Raw genomic sequence first — 18642 nt, 5'->3', positions numbered from 1 at the left:
ACCACCGCGCGAGAGCCCGCGCCCGTTCGCGGGCCGGCGCGTGGACCCCCGCACAGGCTCCGCGCGGGGCCGGGCACGTGAGATCGCCCACGTTCTCGCCGCTCCGGACGTCCGCGCGACGAGTGGCCAGGACGAACAGGGGCGCGGTGTCGAGGTGGTCGCTTCCGCGTCCGAGGGGCGCGCGGTCGTCACCCTGAGCGGTTACGGCGAGCCGTCCGCCGACCGCGTGCGCCAACTGTGGCTCATGCGCCCCGGCGCCGGGCCGCGCTCCCTGGGGCTCCTCGACACCGGCGTGCCCCTGTACGCCTCCGGTCTGAGCCGGTCCGCCACCTCACTGGCCGTGACGGTCGAACCCGAAGGGGGCTCGGCCCGACCGACGAGCAGGCCGGTTGTCCAACTCGCCCTGGAATCTGTCGGATTCGGAGAGTGATCGTCAACCCCCTTACGGGGAAGGTGAATCCTGTGACCGCGATACACGCATGCCGTACCGGGGCGATAGGGTTACTCTGCCCGGGCCGGGTGGACTCGTACGGGTGGGGAGTGACATGGAACAGATAACAGTGCGCAGCAGGGCAAGGGTCCCTGCGATCACGTGCGGAGGCAGCGCGACCAGCTCGCGTCTCGACCGGCATCTCGCGGTGCTCGGAGGGCCTGCCCTCCCGCAACGGGAGACAGTCGAGGCGACGTCGCTGATGCGCGAGCTGACCGCGCGTGAGCCCGCGCACAAGCGCAGCAGCAGGGGCGCCAGGGTGCGCCGGGTCTCGCTGTTCGCGCCACTGCGCCGACTGCGTCGCTCACTGTTCGGCAGCAACTGAGGCCCGCGCGCCGGCGGTCACACCGTCCCGGCGCGGCGCCGCCGCTCACTCGTCCGTCATCCCCACGGCACGCAGCGGCGCCTCGGTGTGTTCCCGAGCGCGGGTGATTCCCCCTCCGTCCCCCGTACGCCCGTCCCCGTGTTCGCCCCACGGGTTCGTCCGTATGTACGCCCCCGTACACCCCGTACGTCCCGTACACCTCCGTACGTGCTCTCACGTCCTCGTCCCGCCGTCTCCCACCCGGCGGTGACGCGGGTGCTGGACGGGTTCGCCTGAGCCGGGAGGCCTACAAAAGCACGCGCACGCTCACAGCAGCGTCAGCTGCCCCTCCGGCCCCTCCTCCCGGCCGTCCAGCACGGAGGCCGGCCGGCGGGCCTTCGGGGGAGCCGGCAGCACGCCCGCCTCGCGCAGCTCGGTCGCCGTGATCTCCTCCGTCACCGCCAGCTCCAGGCACCGCGGCCGCACCTCGGCGAGCAGGGCGAGGACCGTGATCAGTTCCAGCAGCTCCGACGTCCACGTCTGCGGCCAGGTGGCCGGGCGGATCGCCGCCAGCGTGCCCGGCTCGCCCTCGGCGGTGCGGGCCGCGAACCACTGCTCCAGCACCCGCGCCCCGCCCGCCTCGAAGTCCCAGGCACCCGGCGGCACGGGGGAGACCCGGCCCTCGTCCAGATACAGCGCCTCCTCGTCCCGGTCGTAGCGCACGGTCACCGGGCGCGCGGGCAGCGGGGCGCGGACGTACGGGCGACGGCCGCCGGGCAGCCTGGGGCGCTCGCCGTCGCGGCGCATCAGCCACAGGGCGCGCCGGCCCAGGCCGACGCCGCGCTCCCACAGCGCGGGGTCCGCGGTGAGCGGCACCCGGGGGCCCTCCCGCACGGTGGCCACCGCCCAGGCCAGTACCTCCACCGGGTCGGGGCGCCGGCCGAGCCGGGCGGCCAGGTGGTCGAGGAGGCCCGGGGCCAGGTTCGGCTCCGTCCCGCCGGGACGGCGGTACAGCGGGCGTATCCGGGCGCCGCCGAGCAGCGGCAGCCGGGAGGTCGCGAGGAGCAGCGGAGGACCGGCGGTGGTTCCGGACGCCTCCACGACGAACACCTGCCGCTCGTCCGTCACCCGCCACAGCTCCGGACGGGCCGCGTCGATCAGCCGGTGGTCGGGAATCAGCCACTGCTCGTCGAAGGGCGCGCGCAGCACGCGCACCGGCTCCGGACACGGTCCCGAGGCCCGCGCCAGCCTTCCGGTGCCGCCGAAGCCGCCCGGCAGCCGCCCGACCGCCGTGTGCGGCGTACGCGAGCGCGTCGGCTCGAACAGGGCCTCGCGGTCGGGTCCTCCAGCCTTCACCAGGGCTTCCCAGCGGGCCTTCAGGGACGCCGCGTCGGGGGCCGCCGGCCACGCCCGGCCGAGCCGCGGCGGTGCGACGGACCACGGCATGAGGTCCGCCAGCGGCGGAGCGTCGTCGTCGTGCGTCACGCCTGGCATCGTACGACGGGCCGCCACGGCCTCACGTGGCATCCAGGGTGACCGTGAACGAGAAACGGTCCCCCCGGTAGTGGATGACCGCCACGTCCAGGACCCGCCCCACCGTGTCGTAGGTGATGCCCGTGTAGTGCAGGATCGGGCTGAGCAGCGGGACTTCCAGCAGCCGCGCCGTCTCCGGGTCCGCGAGCCGGGCCTCCACGGTGTCCGTGATCCGGCTGATGTCCATGCCCACCACGTCCCGCAGCACCTTGGTCATCGGCCAACGGGCCAGGTCGTCCACGTCGATGCGGGCGGCGACCTCGGGACGGACGTAGTTGCGGGCGTGGTTGGTGGGCTCGCCCGTCTGCTCGTCGCAGCGCAGCCGGTGGTACGTCGCCGTCTCCGCCAGGTCCGGGAAGTACTCGGCGAGCTCGGGCGGCACGGAGCCGGTGCCGTGGCCCAGCAACTCGGCCTTCATACCGGACTGCTGCGCCACGATCGCGTCGACCGAACCCAGCAGCCGCACCGGCGCCCCCCGCCGGGCGTCGGGCTCGATGAACGTGCCGCGCCGCCGATGACGGGTGATCAGTCCCTCGTCCTCCAGCTCCTTCAGCGCCTGCCGCATGGTCAGCACACTCACCCCGTAGTGGCCGGCCAACTGCTCCTCCGTGGGCAGGCGCAGCGGGTCCCGGGGGGAGCGGCCGAGTATCGACGCGCGCAGCGACTGCGACACCTGGTACCACAGCGGCAGCTTGCGGTTCAGGACGATGGAGTCCGGGGCGAAGGAGGTCACGGGCCATCCGTACCGGTAGGGAATCCTCAGTGCAAGGGGCGGAAGTGACGCTCCATGCCCCGCCAGACGTCGTCGTAGCGCGGTTGCAGGTGCTCGGCGCGGGCCGCCTGGGGCGTGAGGGTCACCGGCCAGCGCGTCTCGAACATGAACGCCAGCCCGTCGTCGATCCGCTGCGGCTTCAGCTCGGCCGCGCTCGCCCGCTCGAAGGTCTCCCGGTCCGGACCGTGCGCCGACATCATGTTGTGCAGCGAGCCGCCGCCCGGCACGAAGCCCTCCGCCTTGGCGTCGTAGGCACCCTCGATCAGGCCCATGTACTCGCTCATCACGTTCCGGTGGAAGTACGGCGGCCGGAAGGTGTCCTCGCCCACCAGCCAACGCGGCGCGAAGACCACGAAGTCGACGCCCGCGAGACCGGGGGTGTCCGACGGGGAGGTCAGCACCGTGAAGATCGACGGATCCGGGTGGTCGTACGAGATGGTGCCGATGACGTTGAAACGCCGCAGGTCGTAGACGTACGGGACATGGTTGCCGTGCCAGGCGACCACGTCGAGCGGGGAGTGGTCGTAGGTCGCGGTCCAGAGGTTGCCGCAGAACTTGTTGACCACCTCCACCGGACCCTCGACGTCCTCGTACGCCGCGACCGGTGCCATGAAGTCCCGTACGTTCGCCAGGCCGTTGGCGCCGATCGGGCCGAGGTCGGGGAGGCGGAAGGGGGCGCCGTAGTTCTCGCAGACGTAGCCGCGGGCGTCCTCGTCGAGCAGTTCCACGCGGAAGCGGACCCCGCGCGGGATCAGCGCCACATGGCCGGGCTCGGCGTGCAGCATCCCGAACTCGGTGCGCAGCAGCAGACCGCCGCGCTCCGGGACGATCAGCAACTCGCCGTCGGCGTCGCTGAAGACGCGCTCCATGGAGGCCGTGGCGTGGTACAGGTGCACGGCCATGCCGGAGCGCTGGGTGACGTCGCCGTTGCCACCCAGTGTCCACAGGCCCGCCAGGAAGTCGGTCCCCGCCTCCGGCTCGGGCAGCGGGTTCCACCGCAGCCGGTTCGGGTCCGGTACGGCCTGGGTGAAAGGCGCCGTGCGGATCGCGCCGTTGCCCGTGCGGGTGAACGCCGGGTGCGCGGCCGACGGGCGGATCCGGTACAGCCACGAACGCCGGTTCTCCGCCCTCGGCTCCGTGAACGCCGTGCCGCTCAGCTGTTCCGCGTACAGGCCCAGGGGCGCCCGTTGCGGCGAGTTCCGGCCTTCGGGCAGCGCCCCCGGAACGGCCTGCGAGCTGTGCTCGTTGCCGAAACCGGACAGATAGGCCAGTCCCTCCGCGGTCTTCCGCGCGTCCCCGCTCATTGATCGCTCCCTCGCAAACCGATTCCCACCCGATTCCTATGGGACACCGTAGGATTGCGGTTTCCCGCGCGCAAGAGCTCGTACGGGGTTCGGGTCCACGTAGGTCATCCCGGGGGAGGATGACCGAACCGGACCCCCGGGGGATCCGGACTGTCGGACCGGTGTTCTAGTCTCCCGTCATGTCGTGGATGCGGAGAGTGCTGGCCGTGCTCGCGGTCTGTGTCCTGCTGCTGACCGGATCCGCGGGCTGCGGCTCCAGTGATACGGGCGGTACGGGCGAACCGGAGGCCAGGGATTCGGCCACGCCGGTGGGCAGGCTGCTCGACGCCACCGACGAGGAGGGCCGGCGCTATCGGGAGGTGGACGAAGAGCACGCGCCCGAGGTCGGTGTCGAGGTGCAGCCCGACACCGACGACAGCTGGGACGTACGCCTGACCGTCCGCGACTTCCGGTTCTCGCCGGCCGGGACGGAGGCGAAGGCGGTGGCGGGTCGCGGCGTCGCCCACCTCTTCCTCGACGGCGACCTCCTCGTCCGCCTGCGCGGCCCGGAGTACCGCCTCGCCGACGACCTCGTACCGCGCGGCACCCACCAGCTCACGGCCCGCCTGTACGCCGACGACGGCACCGTCTGGGCCGTCGACGGCGAGCCCGTCCAGAGCACGGCGGACATCACGGCGTCGGACGCGGAGCCGACGGAGGCGACCCAGCCCGAGGAGATCGAGGACCAGGCGCCGCCCGCGCGCACGGCGGCCCGGTGAGTGGAGCCGGTGGCCGGCGCCGTACTGAAGGTCACAGTTCACCGGACCGCTGCGAAAGGGCATCATGAAGACCGTGTCCCACGCGACCTCGCTCCGCCGCGCCCCCGTGCAGCGGCGCAGCGCCGAACGGCTGACCCGGATCCTCGACGCCTGCGCCGACCTCCTCGACGAGGTCGGCTACGACGCCCTGAGCACCCGGGCCGTGGCGCTGCGCGCGGACGTCCCCATCGGCTCGGTGTACCGCTTCTTCGGCAACAAGCGGCAGATGGCCGACGCGCTGGCCCAGCGGAACCTGGAGCACTACGCGGAGCGGGTGACCGAACGCCTCACGGAGGCAGGTGACGGCGGCTGGCGCGGGGCGCTGGACGCGGTGCTGGACGAGTACCTGGCGATGAAGCGGACCGCGCCCGGCTTCTCCCTGATCGACTTCGGCAACCAGATGCCGGTCGGCGGCCGCCACGCCGTGCCCAACCACCGCGTCGCCGACCGGCTCACCGAGCTGCTCGCCGGCTACCTGGGCCGCCGCCCCGACGACGACCTGCGCCGCGCCTTCCTCGTCGCCGTGGAGACCGCCGACGCCCTCGTGCAACTCGCCTTCCGGGTCGCGCCGGAAGGGGACGAGAAGATCATCGAGGAGGCCCGGGAGCTGCTGCGGGCCTATCTGGGGCGCGTGCTCGACTGACGGGCCGGCCGGACTCGGGCTGTCAGGCCGGCCGGACTCGGGCTGACGGGCCGGCCGCGCTCGGTCGTCGGGTCGATGTCACACGGCCGTTCACACAACCGTCGGCGCGAAGCCTCCCCAACATGCCTACCGGTCGGTATGCTCGCCGCGAGGTTCCACGTCCGTGCGTCACCGCCGCCACCGGGAGGACCCGTGTCCCGCACCGCCCTGCGTATCTGCCCCCTGTGCGAGGCCACCTGCGGCCTGGCCCTCACCATCGACGGCACCACGGTCACCGCCGCCCGCGGCGACCGCGACGACGTCTTCAGCCGCGGCTTCGTCTGTCCCAAGGGCGCCTCCTTCGGGGCCGCCGACGCCGACCCCGACCGGCTGCGCACACCCCTGGTACGCAGGGACGGCGAGCTGCGCGAGGCAACCTGGGAGGAGGCGTTCGACGCGGTCGCCGCCGGGATCCGGCCCGTCGTCGAGCGGTACGGACCGCACTCCGTCGGCATCGTCCTCGGCAACCCCAACGTCCACACCGTGGCCGGTGCCCTCTACCCGGCCGTACTGCGCGGCGCCCTCGGCACCCGCAGCCTCTTCACCGCCTCCACGCTCGACCAGATGCCCAAGCACGTCTCCAGCGGGCTGCTCTTCGGCGACGCGAACGCCATCCCGGTCCCCGACCTCGACCGCACCGACCACCTGCTCCTGATCGGCGCCAACCCGCTGGAGTCCAACGGCAGTCTGTGCACCGCCCCCGACTTCCCCGGCCGGCTCAAGGCGCTCAGGGCCCGCGGCGGCACCCTCACCGTCATCGACCCGCGCCGCACCCGCACCGCCAGGCTCGCCGACCGGCACGTGGCGATCCGCCCCGGCACCGACGCGCTGCTGCTGGCCGCCATGGCCCACGTACTGTTCGAAGAGGACCTGGTCGACCTGGGCGCCCTGACCCCATACGTCGAAGGGAAGGACGAAGTCCGCGACGCCGTACGCGACTTCACCCCCGAGTCCGTCGCCGCCGCCTGCGACGTGGACGCCGACGTGACGCGCGCCCTCGCCCGCGAACTCGCCGCCGCCCCCACCGCCGCCGTGTACGGCCGCATCGGCAGCTGCACCGTCCCGCACGGCACCCTCGCCAGCTGGCTCGTGGACGTCCTCAACATCCTCACCGGCAACCTCGACCGGCCCGGCGGCGCCCTCTTCCCGCAGGCCGCCACCGACCGCACCCCACGCCCCGCCGGACCCGGCCGCGGGTTCGCGCTCGGCCGCTGGCACTCGCGGGTGAGCGGACATCCCGAGGCGAAGGGCGAGCTGCCCCTGTCCGCGCTCGCCGAGGAGATCGACACCGCCACCGGCATCGGCGAACCGGTCCGCGCGCTGCTCACCATCGCCGCCAACCCCGTGCTCTCCGCACCCGACGGCGACCGGCTCGACAAGGCGCTGGACTCGCTCGACTTCATGGTGAGCGTCGATCCCTACCTCAACGAGACCTCTCGCCACGCCCACGTCGTCCTGCCGCCGCCCCCGCCGGCCCAGAGCCCTCACCACGACTTCGCCCTCAACACCCTGGCCGTGCGCAACCAGGTCCGTTACACCCGCCCCGCCGTCCCTCTGGAACCCGGCCGCATGGCCGAGACCGAGATCCTGGCCCGGCTCACCCTCGCCACCACCGGCACGCACGGCACCGACCCGGCCGCCGTCGACGCCATGGTGATCGAGCAGACCCTGGGCAAGGCGGTACGGGACCCGCACTCACCCGTGCACGGACGCGACCCGGGCGAACTGACCGCACAGCTCACCGGGGACAACGGTCCCGAGCGACGCCTCGACCTGATGCTGCGCCTCGGCCCCTACGGCGACGGCTTCGGCGCCCGGGCGGACGGGATGACTCTCGAGCGGCTGCTCGCCCACCCGCACGGCATCGACCTCGGCCCGCTGCGCCCGCGCCTGCCGGGGCCGCTGAAGACCCGCAGCGGCAAGGTGGAGCTGCTGCCGGGCCCGATCGCCGACGACCTGCCGCGCCTGCGGCAGGCCCTGGCCGAGCGTCCCGACGGGCTCGTCCTCGTCGGCCGCCGCCACCTGCGCTCCAACAACAGCTGGATGCACAACATCCCGGCCCTCACCGGCGGCTCCAACCGCTGCACCCTGCATCTCCACCCCGACGACGCCGAACGGCTCGGTGTGCGCGCCGGGCAGCCCGTACGGATCAAGGGCGCCGGGGGAGAGGTGACCGCCCCCGCCGAGGTCACCGACGCCGTCCGGCCGGGTGTCGTCAGCCTCCCGCACGGCTGGGGGCACGACCGTCCCGGCACCCGCCTGACCCACGCCGCCGCCGAACCCGGCGTCAACGTCAACCAGCTCCTCGACGGCAGCATGCTCGACCCGCTCTCCGGCAACGCGGTCCTCAACGGCGTACCCGTGGAGCTCGTCCCCGTGAGCCGCCCCTGAGCCCATGCCGACCGACGCAAAGCTGTGACCTGGAGTTTTGCGCTTATTGCTCGCATGTCAACGTCTTGTTAACGCGGCTTCACGGCACCTAACGTCGCTCGCACCGCCTGCCCCGGTGGGATGTTCAAGGGCGAACGTTAGGTACTCACTCATGCTGACCATCCTCGGCTTCGCCATGATCGCGACCTTCCTGGTCCTGATCATGATGAAGAAGATGTCGCCGATCGCGGCGCTCGTGCTGATCCCCGCGCTGTTCTGCGTGTTCGTCGGCAAGGGCGCCGAACTCGGCGACTACGTCATCGACGGCGTGTCCACCCTCGCGCCCACCGCGGCCATGCTCATGTTCGCGATCGTCTACTTCGGGGTGATGATCGACGTCGGGCTCTTCGACCCGATCGTCCGGGCCATCCTGAAGTTCTGCAAGGCCGACCCGATGCGGATCGTCGTCGGTACGGCCCTGCTCGCCGCCATCGTCTCGCTGGACGGCGACGGCTCCACCACCTTCATGATCACGGTCTCGGCGATGTACCCGCTGTACAAGCGCCTGAAGATGAGCCTGGTCGTGATGACCGGCGTCGCCGCGATGGCCAACGGCGTGATGAACACCCTGCCCTGGGGCGGCCCCACCGCCCGCGCCGCCACCGCGCTGAAGGTCGACGCCACCGACATCTTCGTCCCGATGATCCCGGCCCTGGCCGTCGGTCTGCTCGCGGTCGTCGCCCTGTCGTACGTGCTCGGTCTGCGCGAGCGCAGGCGAGTGGGCACGCTGACGCTGGACGAGGCGCTGGTGCGGGAGCCGGAGAGCGAGACGGCGCTGGTCGGTGCGGGTGCGGGTGCGGGTGCGGGTGCGGGTGCGGGTGCTGGCTCGGGGCCGGGGTCGGCTTCCGGGGTCCGTGCCGGTGCGGGTTCGCGTTCGGGCGCCGGTTCGGGGAAGGCCGCCGCGGGCTCCGGTGGGTCCGAGGACGCCGCCGCCGAGGACGGCGGGTCCGACGACGACTTCCAGGGCCTCGACCCGAACCGGCCCACCCTGCGCCCCAAGCTGTACTGGTTCAACGCGCTGCTCACGGTCGCGCTGCTCACCGCCATGATCACGGAGCTGCTGCCGATCCCGGTGCTCTTCCTGCTCGGCGCCGCGCTCGCGCTCACCGTCAACTTCCCGCACATCCCGGACCAGAAGGCCCGCATCGCGGCCCACGCCGACAACGTCCTCAACGTCTCCGGCATGGTCTTCGCCGCCGCGGTCTTCACCGGCGTCCTCACCGGCACCGGCATGGTCGACCACATGGCCAACTGGCTCGTGGACACCATCCCCGACGGCATGGGCCCGCACATGGGCCTCGTCACCGGCCTGCTGAGCCTGCCGCTCACCTACTTCATGTCGAACGATGGCTTCTACTTCGGTGTCCTGCCGGTGCTCGCCGAGGCCGGTCAGGCGCACGGTGTGTCGACGCTGGAGATCGCCCGCGCCTCGATCGTCGGCCAGCCGCTGCACATGTCCAGCCCGCTCGTCCCGGCCGTGTACGTCCTGGTCGGCATGGCCAAGGTCGAGTTCGGCGACCACACGCGGTTCGTGGTGAAGTGGGCGGTCCTCACGAGCCTGGTGATCCTCGCCGCTGGCATCCTGTTCGGCATCATCTGATCATCTGCCCGGCTCTCGCCGACCGTGCGGGAGCCGGACGCCCAGGAGGGACACGACCATGGCGCCCGGTGGCAACCGCGGCTGGCTGCTCCGCCTCGTCATCGCCTTCGGCTTCGCGCAGGGGGCGGTGTCGATGGCCCGGCCCGCCGTCTCCTACCGGGCTCTCGCGCTGGGCGCGGACGAACAGGCGGTCGGGGTCATCGCCGGTGTGTACGCGCTGCTGCCGCTGTTCGCCGCCGTCCCGCTCGGCCGCCGCACCGACCACGGCCGCTGCGCGCCGCTGCTGCCCGTCGGCGTGGTCCTCATCGCCGGCGGCTGCGCGCTCAGCGGCGTCGCGGGGTCCCTGTGGGCGATGGCGCTGTGGAGCGGCGTCATGGGTCTCGGCCACCTCTGTTTCGTCATCGGCGCCCAGTCGCTGGTCGCCCGCCAGTCCGCGCCGCACGAACAGGACCGCAACTTCGGCCACTTCACCATCGGCGCCTCGCTGGGCCAGCTGGTCGGGCCCGTCGCGGCGGGCGCGCTGATCGGCGGCCGGGACATGGCGGCCAGCAGCGCCCTGGCCCTGGTGGTGGCCGGCGCGGGCGCGGCGGTCGCGTTCACGTCGCTGTGGCGCATAGAGCACCCGACGGCCGCCAAGTCCCGTACGGAGCAGGGCGCGCGTGTCCCCGTCGGCAGCATCCTGCGTGCCCGGGGCGTGCCCGCGGGCATCCTGATCAGCCTGTCCGTCCTGTCGGCGACCGACATCCTCACCGCCTACCTGCCGGTGGTCGGCGAGCACCGGGGCATCTCCCCGGTCGTGATCGGCGTACTGCTCAGCCTGCGGGCCGCCGCCACGATCGCCTGCCGGCTGGTGCTGACGCCCCTGCTGCGGCTGCTCGGCCGCACCGTGCTGCTCACGGCCACCTGCCTGCTGGCCGCCCTGCTGTGCGCCGGGGTCGCGCTGCCGGTGCCGGTGTGGGCGCTCGGGCTGATGCTGGTCGTCCTGGGCTTCTGCCTCGGCGTCGGCCAGCCGCTGTCCATGACGACCGTCGTCCAGGCGGCCCCCGACGGAGCCCGTTCCACCGCCCTCGCCCTGCGCCTGACCGGCAACCGCCTCGGCCAGGTCGCCGCGCCCGCCGCGGCGGGCCTGATCGCCGGCGTCGCGGGCGTGGCCGCGCCGTTCGTGATGCTCGGCGCCCTGCTGCTCATGTCCTCGGGCATCGCCCTGCGCGCCCCGTCCACTGGACCGGCCGCGAACCGGCCGTCCGCCGGGGACGAACCCGAGGACACCCTGGACACCCCGGACGCCCCGCGCCGCCGGGCGCCGCGCCGGACGGCCCGTTAGGGGCCCGTGCGCGGGCGCGGCGGGCGCGGCGGAGATCCACGGACGTACGACGGAAGCGTGCCGGTCGGGCGGCCCCGGCGCCGGATCGTGCCACCGTCCTCGCGCCCACGTCCCGAGGCGCCCGCGTCATGAGGTGTCCGAGTCCCGAGGCGCCCGTCTCCTGAGACACCACGCCCCTGAATGCGGCCGTCCGCTTTCTCACCAGATGGACACCCGCACCCGGATTGGGTCCAGCGTCTTCCCCCCGCCGCGCACATTCCGTTAACTTCCGTGACTCACACGCCCCGTACGACCCGCACGAGGGCGTCCGACCGCGGAGCGCCAACGCTCAGTGAGCCCCCGGGGGCACCTCCCATGACACGCGCCATCTCCCTGCACGACGTGAGCAAGACCTACGCGCGAGGCGTCCGCGTGGTGGACCGGCTGTCGCTGGACATCGCGCCCGGCGAGTTCCTCGTCCTGCTCGGCCCCTCCGGCTGCGGCAAGTCCACCGTGCTGCGCATGATCGCCGGCCTGGAGGAGATCACCGACGGCCGACTGCTGCTGGACGGCGAGTACGGCAACGACCTGCTCCCCTCCGAGCGGAGCATGGCGATGGTCTTCCAGAACTTCGCCCTGTACCCGAACATGACGACCCGCGGGAACATCGGCTTCCCGCTGCGCGTCGAGGCACCGCAGGCCGACCCCGGCCCCCGCGTGGACGCCACGGCCCGCATGCTGGGCATCGAGGACCTCCTCGACCGCTTCCCCGCCCAGCTCTCCGGCGGCGAACGCCAGCGCGTCGCCATGGGCCGGGCCATCGCCCGCCACCCCACCGCCTTCCTGATGGACGAGCCGCTGTCCAACCTCGACGCCAAGCTCCGCAACCACCTGCGCGCCGAGATCACCAAACTGACCCGGGAACTGGGCGTCACCACGATCTACGTCACCCACGACCAGTCCGAGGCCATGTCCCTCGGTGACCGCGTCGCCGTCCTGCGCGGCGGTGTGCTCCAGCAGGTGGACAGCCCGCGCGCGGTGTACGCCCTGCCGCGCAACGTCTTCGTCGCCGCCTTCATCGGCACCCCGCGGATCAACCTGCTGCGCGGCCTCGTACGGGCGCCGCTCGACGGGGCGATGACCATCAGCCTGGGCAAGCAGTTCCTGCGCCTGCCCGAACCGCTCTCCCTGGACCACCAGTTGCTCCGCGTCCAGCAGGGCCGTGAGGTGATCGTGGGCCTGCGTTCGGAGGCCGTGCGGATCGCGAAGCCCGCCTCCGCCCGTCCCGGCGAGGTGCTGCTCACCGGCCTGGTGGAGCACGTCGAGTTCCAAGGCCACGAGGTCCTCGTCCACTTCAACACCGGTTCGCGGCCCGCCGTCGTGCCCGACCTGGAGGCTCCGCGCCCCGCCGCCCGCCCGGCCGGGCGCCGCCGCCGCGACGGCTCGGTCCTGGACCGGCTGAAGGAGCGGGCGGGCGCCCTGCGGGCCGGCCCGGTGGCCGTCATGGACGGGCCGGGGGACGACGGGGCGCCGGCCGCCGGAACAGCCGTCGCCGCTCCCGACGGCCGCCTCCCCGGCGACCTGATCGTCCGGACCACCCCCGACATCGACCTCCGCCACGGCATGCAGGTCCCTCTCCTCGTCGACCTCGCCCACCTGTTCGTCTTCGACCAGCACGGCGACCGGATCTGCCCCGCCCCGGCGCGGCTGCCGGACCTGGAGGATTGAATCCTTCCCTCCCTGAAGGGAGGGGATTCCTGGCTCAGGCTGCCTCCTGGAGCAGCGCTCCAGGAGGTCTTGCGCCGTCGGCACCAGCCGGGTTGAGACCAGCCCGGACGAGCATGACGCGTGCGGAGTTCTTGTCCCGTGGGGACGTGGTCCCGCAGGCGGTGCAGGTGTAGGTGCGTTCACCCAGCGGCAGTGCGTGCTTGGCTCTCGCTCCGCACTGTGCGCAGTCCATCGTGGTGTACGCGGGGTGTACGAGGCGGATGTCCCGCCCGTGTTTGCGGCCCATCTCGGTCAGGGCGGTCTTGGTGGCGCCGATGGCGGCGTCGGCGGCCTTGCGGGCCATCGTGGTTTTGGCGAGGAACTTCGGGCGGAAGTCCTCGACCGCGATGACGTCGTGGTCCCGGACGACCTTCTTCGCCCACTTGCGGCCGGTGTCCGCGCGCTGCCTGGCGACCTTCTTGTGGGCCTTCGCCCGCAGCTTCTTCGCCGTCCGGTAGCCCTTCGATGCGGGCTCGCCCCTCTTCGGCCTGCGGCGGGCCATCATCCGGTCGTACCGGGCCAGCTTCACCCGGGCTTTCCCGCCGTGCCCGGAGTGTGGCAGGACGTGGTCGTCGCCGTCTCCCGCACGCCCCAGTCGACACCGAGGACCCGGCCGGTCTCCGGCAGGGACTGGACCTGGGCGGGGACAACGAACGAGCAGTACCAGTGCCCGAGACTGTCCTGATACACGCGCACCGAGGACGGCTCACCCGGCAGCTCCCGCGACCACACCACCGACAGGACGGTGCCGCCCGCCAGGTGCAGCCGGCCGTCCCTCAGCCGGAACCCGCGCTTCGTGTAATTGAGGGACGGCAGCGCCTCACGCCTGGTCTTCCACTTCGGCATCCCGGCCCGGCGCGCCATGGGCAGGCGCGCTGTGATGTCCCGCTGCGCCTTGGTGCGGGAGCGGCCGAAGTCGCGGATGACCTGCTGCTGGGGCACCGAGGAGCCCTCCCGCAGCCACGGTGTACGGGCGCGGGCCTCGGTCAGCATCCTGTCGAGCTGGGCCGGGCCGCACGTGGCCTTCTCACCGGCCACCCTGTTGCGCAGGTGCACGGCTCTCGACTTGGCGACGCACTCGTTCCACAGCCAACGACACCGGCCCCACTCCGCCCCCAGGACGGTGCGGGCAGCGGACGACACCCGCAACCGGTACGTGTACCGCGCATGCCCGGCCCCCGCACCCGCCATCTCGTCCTCCACGGCCGCGGCCAGGACACCGTGCTGTCCCGGACCCCGCGAAGGACCATACGTACGGCAGCCGCACAAAAACACGCCACGAACCCACAGCCGCCACCCCCACCAGCGACCACAGGCACACACGTTCACATCATTTCAACGATACCGGCAGCGGTAAGGGCGCTCCGCGCCTTGAACCCGAGTACGGCGACGCTCCACGTCGCGACACCCGGACGCGATTCCTCCCCGGTGTGAACGCCGGGGCCTCCTCGCAAGAAACAGGTGACTTCGTCGGCATCCGGCCCGCCGGGAGGGTGAGCCACGCCACCATGGTGGCCGCCCCTGGTGCCGTAAAACTATCGGCGCTAGTTTGGGGTCGGACGACGAGGCCCGCCCGGAGGGAACGCGATGAAGGCACACGACGGCATGTACATCGACGGAGCCTGGCGGCCCGCCGACGGCCGGGACACGATCGAGGTGGTCAACCCGGCCGACGAGCAGGTGATCGGCAAGGTCCCCGCGGGCAACGCCCTGGACGTCGACACCGCCGTACGGGCCGCCCGCGCCGCCCTGCCGGGCTGGGCCGCCACCCCGCCCGCCGAGCGGGCCGCACGCCTGGCCGCCCTGCGGGACGTACTGGTGGCCCGCAAGGACGAGATCGCCGAGACCGTCACCGCCGAGCTGGGCTCGCCGCCGAAGCTCTCACAGGCCGTGCACGCCGCCGCCCCGATCGCGGTCGCCGGCTCGTACGCCGAGCTGGCGGCGACGTACGCCTTCGAGGAGAAGGTCGGCAACTCCGTCGTCCACCACGAGCCGGTCGGCGTGGTCGCCGCCATCACCCCCTGGAACTACCCCCTCCACCAGATCGTCGCCAAGGTCGCCCCGGCGCTCGCGGCCGGCTGCACGATCGTGCTGAAGCCCGCCGAGGACACCCCCCTCACCGCCCAGCTCTTCGCGGAGGCGGTGCACGAGGCCGGCGTCCCGGCCGGTGTCTTCAACCTGGTCACCGGCCTCGGTCCGGTCGCCGGGCAGGCCCTCGCCGAGCACCCGGGCGTCGACCTGGTCTCCTTCACCGGCTCCACGGCCGTGGGCCGGCGGATCGGCGCGACCGCCGGCGCCGCCGTCAAGAGGGTCGCCCTCGAACTCGGCGGCAAGTCCGCCAACGTCATCCTCCCCAGCGCCGACCTGGCCAAGGCCGTGAACGTCGGTGTCGCCAACGTCATGTCCAACTCCGGCCAGACGTGCAGCGCCTGGACCCGCATGCTCGTGCCCGCCGACCGGTACGACGAGGCCGTGGAGCTGGCCGCCGAGGCCGCCGCGAAGTACGGCGACCGGATCGGCCCGGTCGTCAACGCCAAGCAGCAAGAACGCGTGCGCGGTTACATCGAGAAGGGCGTCGCCGAGGGCGCTCGCCTCGTCGCGGGCGGCCCCGAAGCCCCGCGCGAGCAGGGCTACTTCGTGGCCCCGACCGTCTTCGCCGACGTGACGGAGGACATGACCATCGCCCAGGAGGAGATCTTCGGGCCGGTCCTGTCCATCCTCCGCTACGCGGACGAGGAGGACGCCCTGCGGATCGCCAACGGCACGGTCTACGGCCTCGCCGGCGCCGTCTGGGCCGGCGACGAGACCGAGGCGGCCGCCTTCGCCCGCCGGATGGACACCGGCCAGGTCGACATCAACGGCGGCCGGTTCAACCCGCTGGCGCCCTTCGGCGGCTACAAGCAGTCCGGTGTGGGCCGCGAACTGGGCGCGCACGGCCTGTCCGAGTACCTCCAGACCAAGTCCCTCCAGTACTAGTTCCAGGGGAGTCGTCCACGTCATGGCCGTCCGTACCGCTGTCCGTGCCGCCGTCGTACCCGCCGTAGGCGCCCCGCTGGAGGTCACCGGGATCGAGCTGCCCGAGCCCGGCCCGGGCCAGGTCCGGGTGAGGCTCGCCGCCGCCGGCGTCTGCCACTCCGACCTGTCCCTGTCCAACGGCACCATGCGCGTGCCGCTCCCCGCCGTCCTCGGCCACGAGGGCGCCGGCACGGTCCTCGCCGTCGGCGAAAACGTCACCCGCGTCGCCCCCGGCGACGACGTCGTCCTCAACTGGGCCCCGTCCTGCGGCACCTGCCACGCCTGCTCGCTCGGCGAGGTCTGGCTGTGCGCGAACGCCCTGGCCGGCGCGGCGAACACGCACGCACGCCGTGCCGACGACGGCACCGACCTGCACCCCGGCCTGAACGTCGCCGCGTTCGCCGAGGAGACGGTGGTGGACGCCGGGTGCCTCCTGCCCGTCCCCGACGGCATCCCGCTCACCGACGCCGCCCTGCTCGGCTGCGCCGTCCTCACCGGCTACGGCGCCGTCCACCACTCGGCCAAGGTGCGCGAGGGCGAGACGGTCGCGGTGTTCGGCGTCGGGGGAGTGGGCCTCGCAGCCCTCCAGGCGGCCCGCATCGCGGGCGCCTCGAAGATCGTCGCGGTCGACGTGTCACCCGAGAAGGAGCAGCTGGCCCGCGCCGCCGGAGCCACCGACTACCTGATCGCCTCCGACACCACCGCCCGCGAGATCCGCGCCCTCACCGGCAAGCAGGGCGTCGACGTCGCCGTCGAGTGCGTCGGCCGGGCCGTCACCATCCGCACCGCCTGGGAGTCCACCCGGCGCGGCGGCCGCACCACGGTCGTCGGTATCGGCGGCAAGGACCAGCAGGTCACTTTCAACGCCCTGGAGATCTTCCACTGGGGCCGCACCCTGTCCGGCTGCGTCTACGGCAACGCCGACCCGGCCCGGGACCTCCCGGTACTGGCCGAACACGTCCGCGCCGGACGCCTGGACCTCGGCGCCCTGGTGACCGAGCGCATCGCCCTGGACGGCATCCCGGCGGCCTTCGAGAACATGCTGGCGGGCAAGGGCGGGCGGGCCCTGGTGGTGTTCTAGACGGGCCTCTTCGGGTCGTTCCCGCGAGGAACCCCGGGCGTCCACGTCCGGGGTTCCTCGCCTCCTCGTGCGGCGCTGCGCGGAGGCCGCCGCCTCAGCGCAGCGCCGCCGCGTCGATGCCCAGCAGCACGGAGAGCGCCTCCTCGCCCGCCGGTGTCACCTTCACCGCCCGCTCCGAGCCGATGCGTACGCACCAGCCCGTGTCCAGGGCGTGCCGGCACAGGGCCGCGCCCGCGACGCCCGCGAGATGGGGACGGCGTTCGGTCCAGTCGAGGCAGGCACGGGCCAGCGGCCGGCGACCGGTGGGCTCCAGGACGATCCCGGCGTACGCGAACCAGCCGAGGCCCGCGTCGGTGAGCGCGAAGCCGGTGTCCTGGCGCAGCAGCCCGCGCCCGGTGAGCGCGTCGGTGACCGTGATGCCGAGCCGCCCGGCGAGGTGGTCGTAGCAGGTGCGGCCCCGGGCCATCGCCGACCCGGCGCTCGACGCCCGCAGCGTGCGCGGGCGCCGTGCCGCGGCCTCGGGCGCGACCTGCGCGGCCAGGTCCTCCACCAGTTGCGCGACCCGCTCGTCGGCCAGTCGCACATACCGGTGCCGCCCCTGCCGCTCCTCGGCCAGCAGTCCGCCCGCGACGAGCTTGCCCAGGTGCTCACTGAGCGTGGAGGCGGCGACCCCCGCGTGCCGGGCCAGCTCACCGGCGGTCCACGCCCGCCCGTCGAGCAGCGCCAGCAGGCACGCGGCCCTGGTCTCGTCGGCGATCAGCCCGGCCAGCCGCGCCAGCCCCGGCGCCTCGGCGTCCCTCTCGGTCATGCGTCCCAGGATGCGGTACGCACGGTTCGGCGGGCGCCGAAGTGTCCTCAGACGCCCTGTGCCACCTGGGCGTACTGCTGCGCCAGCCCGTCCAGCAGCGCCGTCAGCCCGGTCTCGAAGGCCCGCTCGTCGATCTTCTCCTGCTGCTCGGCCAGGAGATGGGCCTGCTGGAGGTGAGGGTAGTCGGCGGGATCGTAGGCGCCGGCGTCGTCCACGAAGCCGCCGGCGAAGGAACCGAGCGCCGAGCCCATGATGAAGTAGCGCATCAGCGCGCCGATGGACGTGGCCTGGGCCGGGGGCCAGCCCGCCGCGACCATCGCGCCGTAGACGGCGTCCGCGAGGTGCAGCGCGGCCGGGCGGCGGCCGGGGCCGTGGGCCAGTACCGGGACGATGTTGGGGTGGGCGCGCAGGGCCGCCCGGTAGGAGACGGCCCAGTCGTGCAGCGCGGTCCGCCACTCCCGGCCGTCCTCGAACATGGACAGGTCGACCTGCGCGCTCACCGAGTCGGCGACCGCCTCCAGGATCTCGTCCTTGGTGCGGAAGTGGTTGTAGAGCGAGGGCCCGCTGACTCCCAGCTCCGCGGCGAGCCGGCGCGTGGAGACGGCCGCGAGGCCCTCCGCGTCCACCAGCGCGCGGGCCGTCGCGACGATCCGGTCGGTGCTGAGCAGGGGCTTGCGCGGTCGGGCCATGGCGCACATAGTAGGGCTGCGGCTCTAAACTAGCAGTGCTAATTTAAAGGTCCGCCGTTCAATATCC

General features: G+C 72.9%; 14 protein-coding genes and 2 pseudogenes. 10 read left to right on the top strand and 6 right to left on the bottom strand.

Going from position 1 to position 18642, the window contains the following annotated elements; genetic code table 11:
* Nucleotides 1-61 precede the first annotated feature (61 nt).
* Together QC283_RS22860 and QC283_RS22855 are read left to right on the top strand one after the other, a co-directional pair.
* Nucleotides 62-430: pseudogene (locus QC283_RS22860) on the top strand (anti-sigma factor); the annotation flags it as partial.
* A gap of 115 nt (nucleotides 431-545) precedes the next feature.
* A complete protein-coding gene (locus tag QC283_RS22855) occupies nucleotides 546-815 on the top strand; it encodes a hypothetical protein (protein WP_279563492.1) in 270 nt (89 codons plus the stop codon).
* A 306-nt stretch (nucleotides 816-1121) separates the two neighbouring features.
* On the opposite strand, the gene QC283_RS22850 is transcribed toward QC283_RS22855, so the two are convergent.
* Genes QC283_RS22850 through hmgA form a run of 3 tightly spaced genes read right to left on the bottom strand, consistent with a single transcriptional unit; the run spans nucleotide 1122 to nucleotide 4403 of the window.
* The gene (locus QC283_RS22850; protein ID WP_279563491.1) at nucleotides 1122-2288 is read right to left on the bottom strand and encodes a type ISP restriction/modification enzyme; all 1167 of its coding nucleotides are present in this window, start codon (nucleotides 2286-2288) and stop codon (nucleotides 1122-1124) included.
* A 22-nt stretch (nucleotides 2289-2310) separates the two neighbouring features.
* Entirely contained in the window at nucleotides 2311-3060 is a 750-nt protein-coding gene (locus QC283_RS22845) for a GntR family transcriptional regulator (protein ID WP_279563490.1), read from the bottom strand.
* A 26-nt stretch (nucleotides 3061-3086) separates the two neighbouring features.
* The gene (gene hmgA, locus QC283_RS22840; RefSeq protein WP_279563489.1) at nucleotides 3087-4403 is read right to left on the bottom strand and encodes a homogentisate 1,2-dioxygenase; all 1317 of its coding nucleotides are present in this window, start codon (nucleotides 4401-4403) and stop codon (nucleotides 3087-3089) included.
* Between the two features lie 179 nt (nucleotides 4404-4582).
* On the opposite strand from hmgA, the gene QC283_RS22835 reads away from it, so the two are divergent.
* From QC283_RS22835 to QC283_RS22810, 6 genes are all read left to right on the top strand, one after another.
* Nucleotides 4583-5161, top strand: a complete 579-nt coding sequence (locus QC283_RS22835; RefSeq protein WP_279563488.1) for a hypothetical protein — start codon at nucleotides 4583-4585, stop codon at nucleotides 5159-5161.
* A gap of 64 nt (nucleotides 5162-5225) precedes the next feature.
* Nucleotides 5226-5843: a TetR/AcrR family transcriptional regulator gene (locus QC283_RS22830; protein WP_279563487.1), complete on the top strand. Its 618-nt coding sequence runs from the start codon at nucleotides 5226-5228 to the stop codon at nucleotides 5841-5843.
* Nucleotides 5844-6035: 192 nt separating this feature from the next.
* Nucleotides 6036-8273 (top strand): molybdopterin oxidoreductase family protein, encoded by a 2238-nt coding sequence (locus tag QC283_RS22825; protein ID WP_279563486.1) that lies wholly within the window; start codon nucleotides 6036-6038, stop codon nucleotides 8271-8273.
* A 151-nt stretch (nucleotides 8274-8424) separates the two neighbouring features.
* Nucleotides 8425-9912, top strand: a complete 1488-nt coding sequence (locus QC283_RS22820; protein ID WP_279563485.1) for a CitMHS family transporter — start codon at nucleotides 8425-8427, stop codon at nucleotides 9910-9912.
* Between the two features lie 58 nt (nucleotides 9913-9970).
* Nucleotides 9971-11236, top strand: coding sequence for an MFS transporter (locus QC283_RS22815; RefSeq protein ID WP_279563484.1), 1266 nt, complete (start codon nucleotides 9971-9973; stop codon nucleotides 11234-11236).
* Nucleotides 11237-11590: 354 nt separating this feature from the next.
* On the top strand, nucleotides 11591-12943 hold the full coding sequence (locus QC283_RS22810; protein ID WP_279563483.1) for an ABC transporter ATP-binding protein: 1353 nt from the start codon (nucleotides 11591-11593) through the stop codon (nucleotides 12941-12943).
* 34 nt (nucleotides 12944-12977) lie between these two features.
* Here QC283_RS22810 and QC283_RS22805 read toward each other — a convergent pair.
* A pseudogene (locus QC283_RS22805) lies at nucleotides 12978-14173 on the bottom strand (RNA-guided endonuclease InsQ/TnpB family protein).
* Nucleotides 14174-14569: 396 nt separating this feature from the next.
* On the opposite strand from QC283_RS22805, the gene QC283_RS22800 reads away from it, so the two are divergent.
* Together QC283_RS22800 and QC283_RS22795 are read left to right on the top strand one after the other, a co-directional pair.
* Nucleotides 14570-15958 carry an aldehyde dehydrogenase family protein gene (locus QC283_RS22800; RefSeq protein ID WP_279563482.1) on the top strand — a complete coding sequence of 463 codons (1389 nt, stop codon included), beginning with the start codon at nucleotides 14570-14572 and terminating at the stop codon, nucleotides 15956-15958.
* A 22-nt stretch (nucleotides 15959-15980) separates the two neighbouring features.
* A complete protein-coding gene (locus tag QC283_RS22795) occupies nucleotides 15981-17078 on the top strand; it encodes a Zn-dependent alcohol dehydrogenase (RefSeq protein WP_279563481.1) in 1098 nt (365 codons plus the stop codon).
* Between the two features lie 94 nt (nucleotides 17079-17172).
* On the opposite strand, the gene QC283_RS22790 is transcribed toward QC283_RS22795, so the two are convergent.
* Together QC283_RS22790 and QC283_RS22785 are read right to left on the bottom strand one after the other, a co-directional pair.
* On the bottom strand, nucleotides 17173-17886 hold the full coding sequence (locus tag QC283_RS22790) for an ArsR/SmtB family transcription factor (RefSeq protein ID WP_279563480.1): 714 nt from the start codon (nucleotides 17884-17886) through the stop codon (nucleotides 17173-17175).
* A 47-nt stretch (nucleotides 17887-17933) separates the two neighbouring features.
* On the bottom strand, nucleotides 17934-18575 hold the full coding sequence (locus tag QC283_RS22785) for a TetR/AcrR family transcriptional regulator (protein ID WP_279563479.1): 642 nt from the start codon (nucleotides 18573-18575) through the stop codon (nucleotides 17934-17936).
* Nucleotides 18576-18642: the final 67 nt, after the last annotated feature.

This window comes from Streptomyces sp. DH41 (assembly GCF_029813785.1).
Lineage (GTDB): Bacteria > Actinomycetota > Actinomycetes > Streptomycetales > Streptomycetaceae > Streptomyces.
Note: the sequence above shows the minus strand (reverse complement) of the source record. Positions and strands in the feature narration are given on the sequence as shown.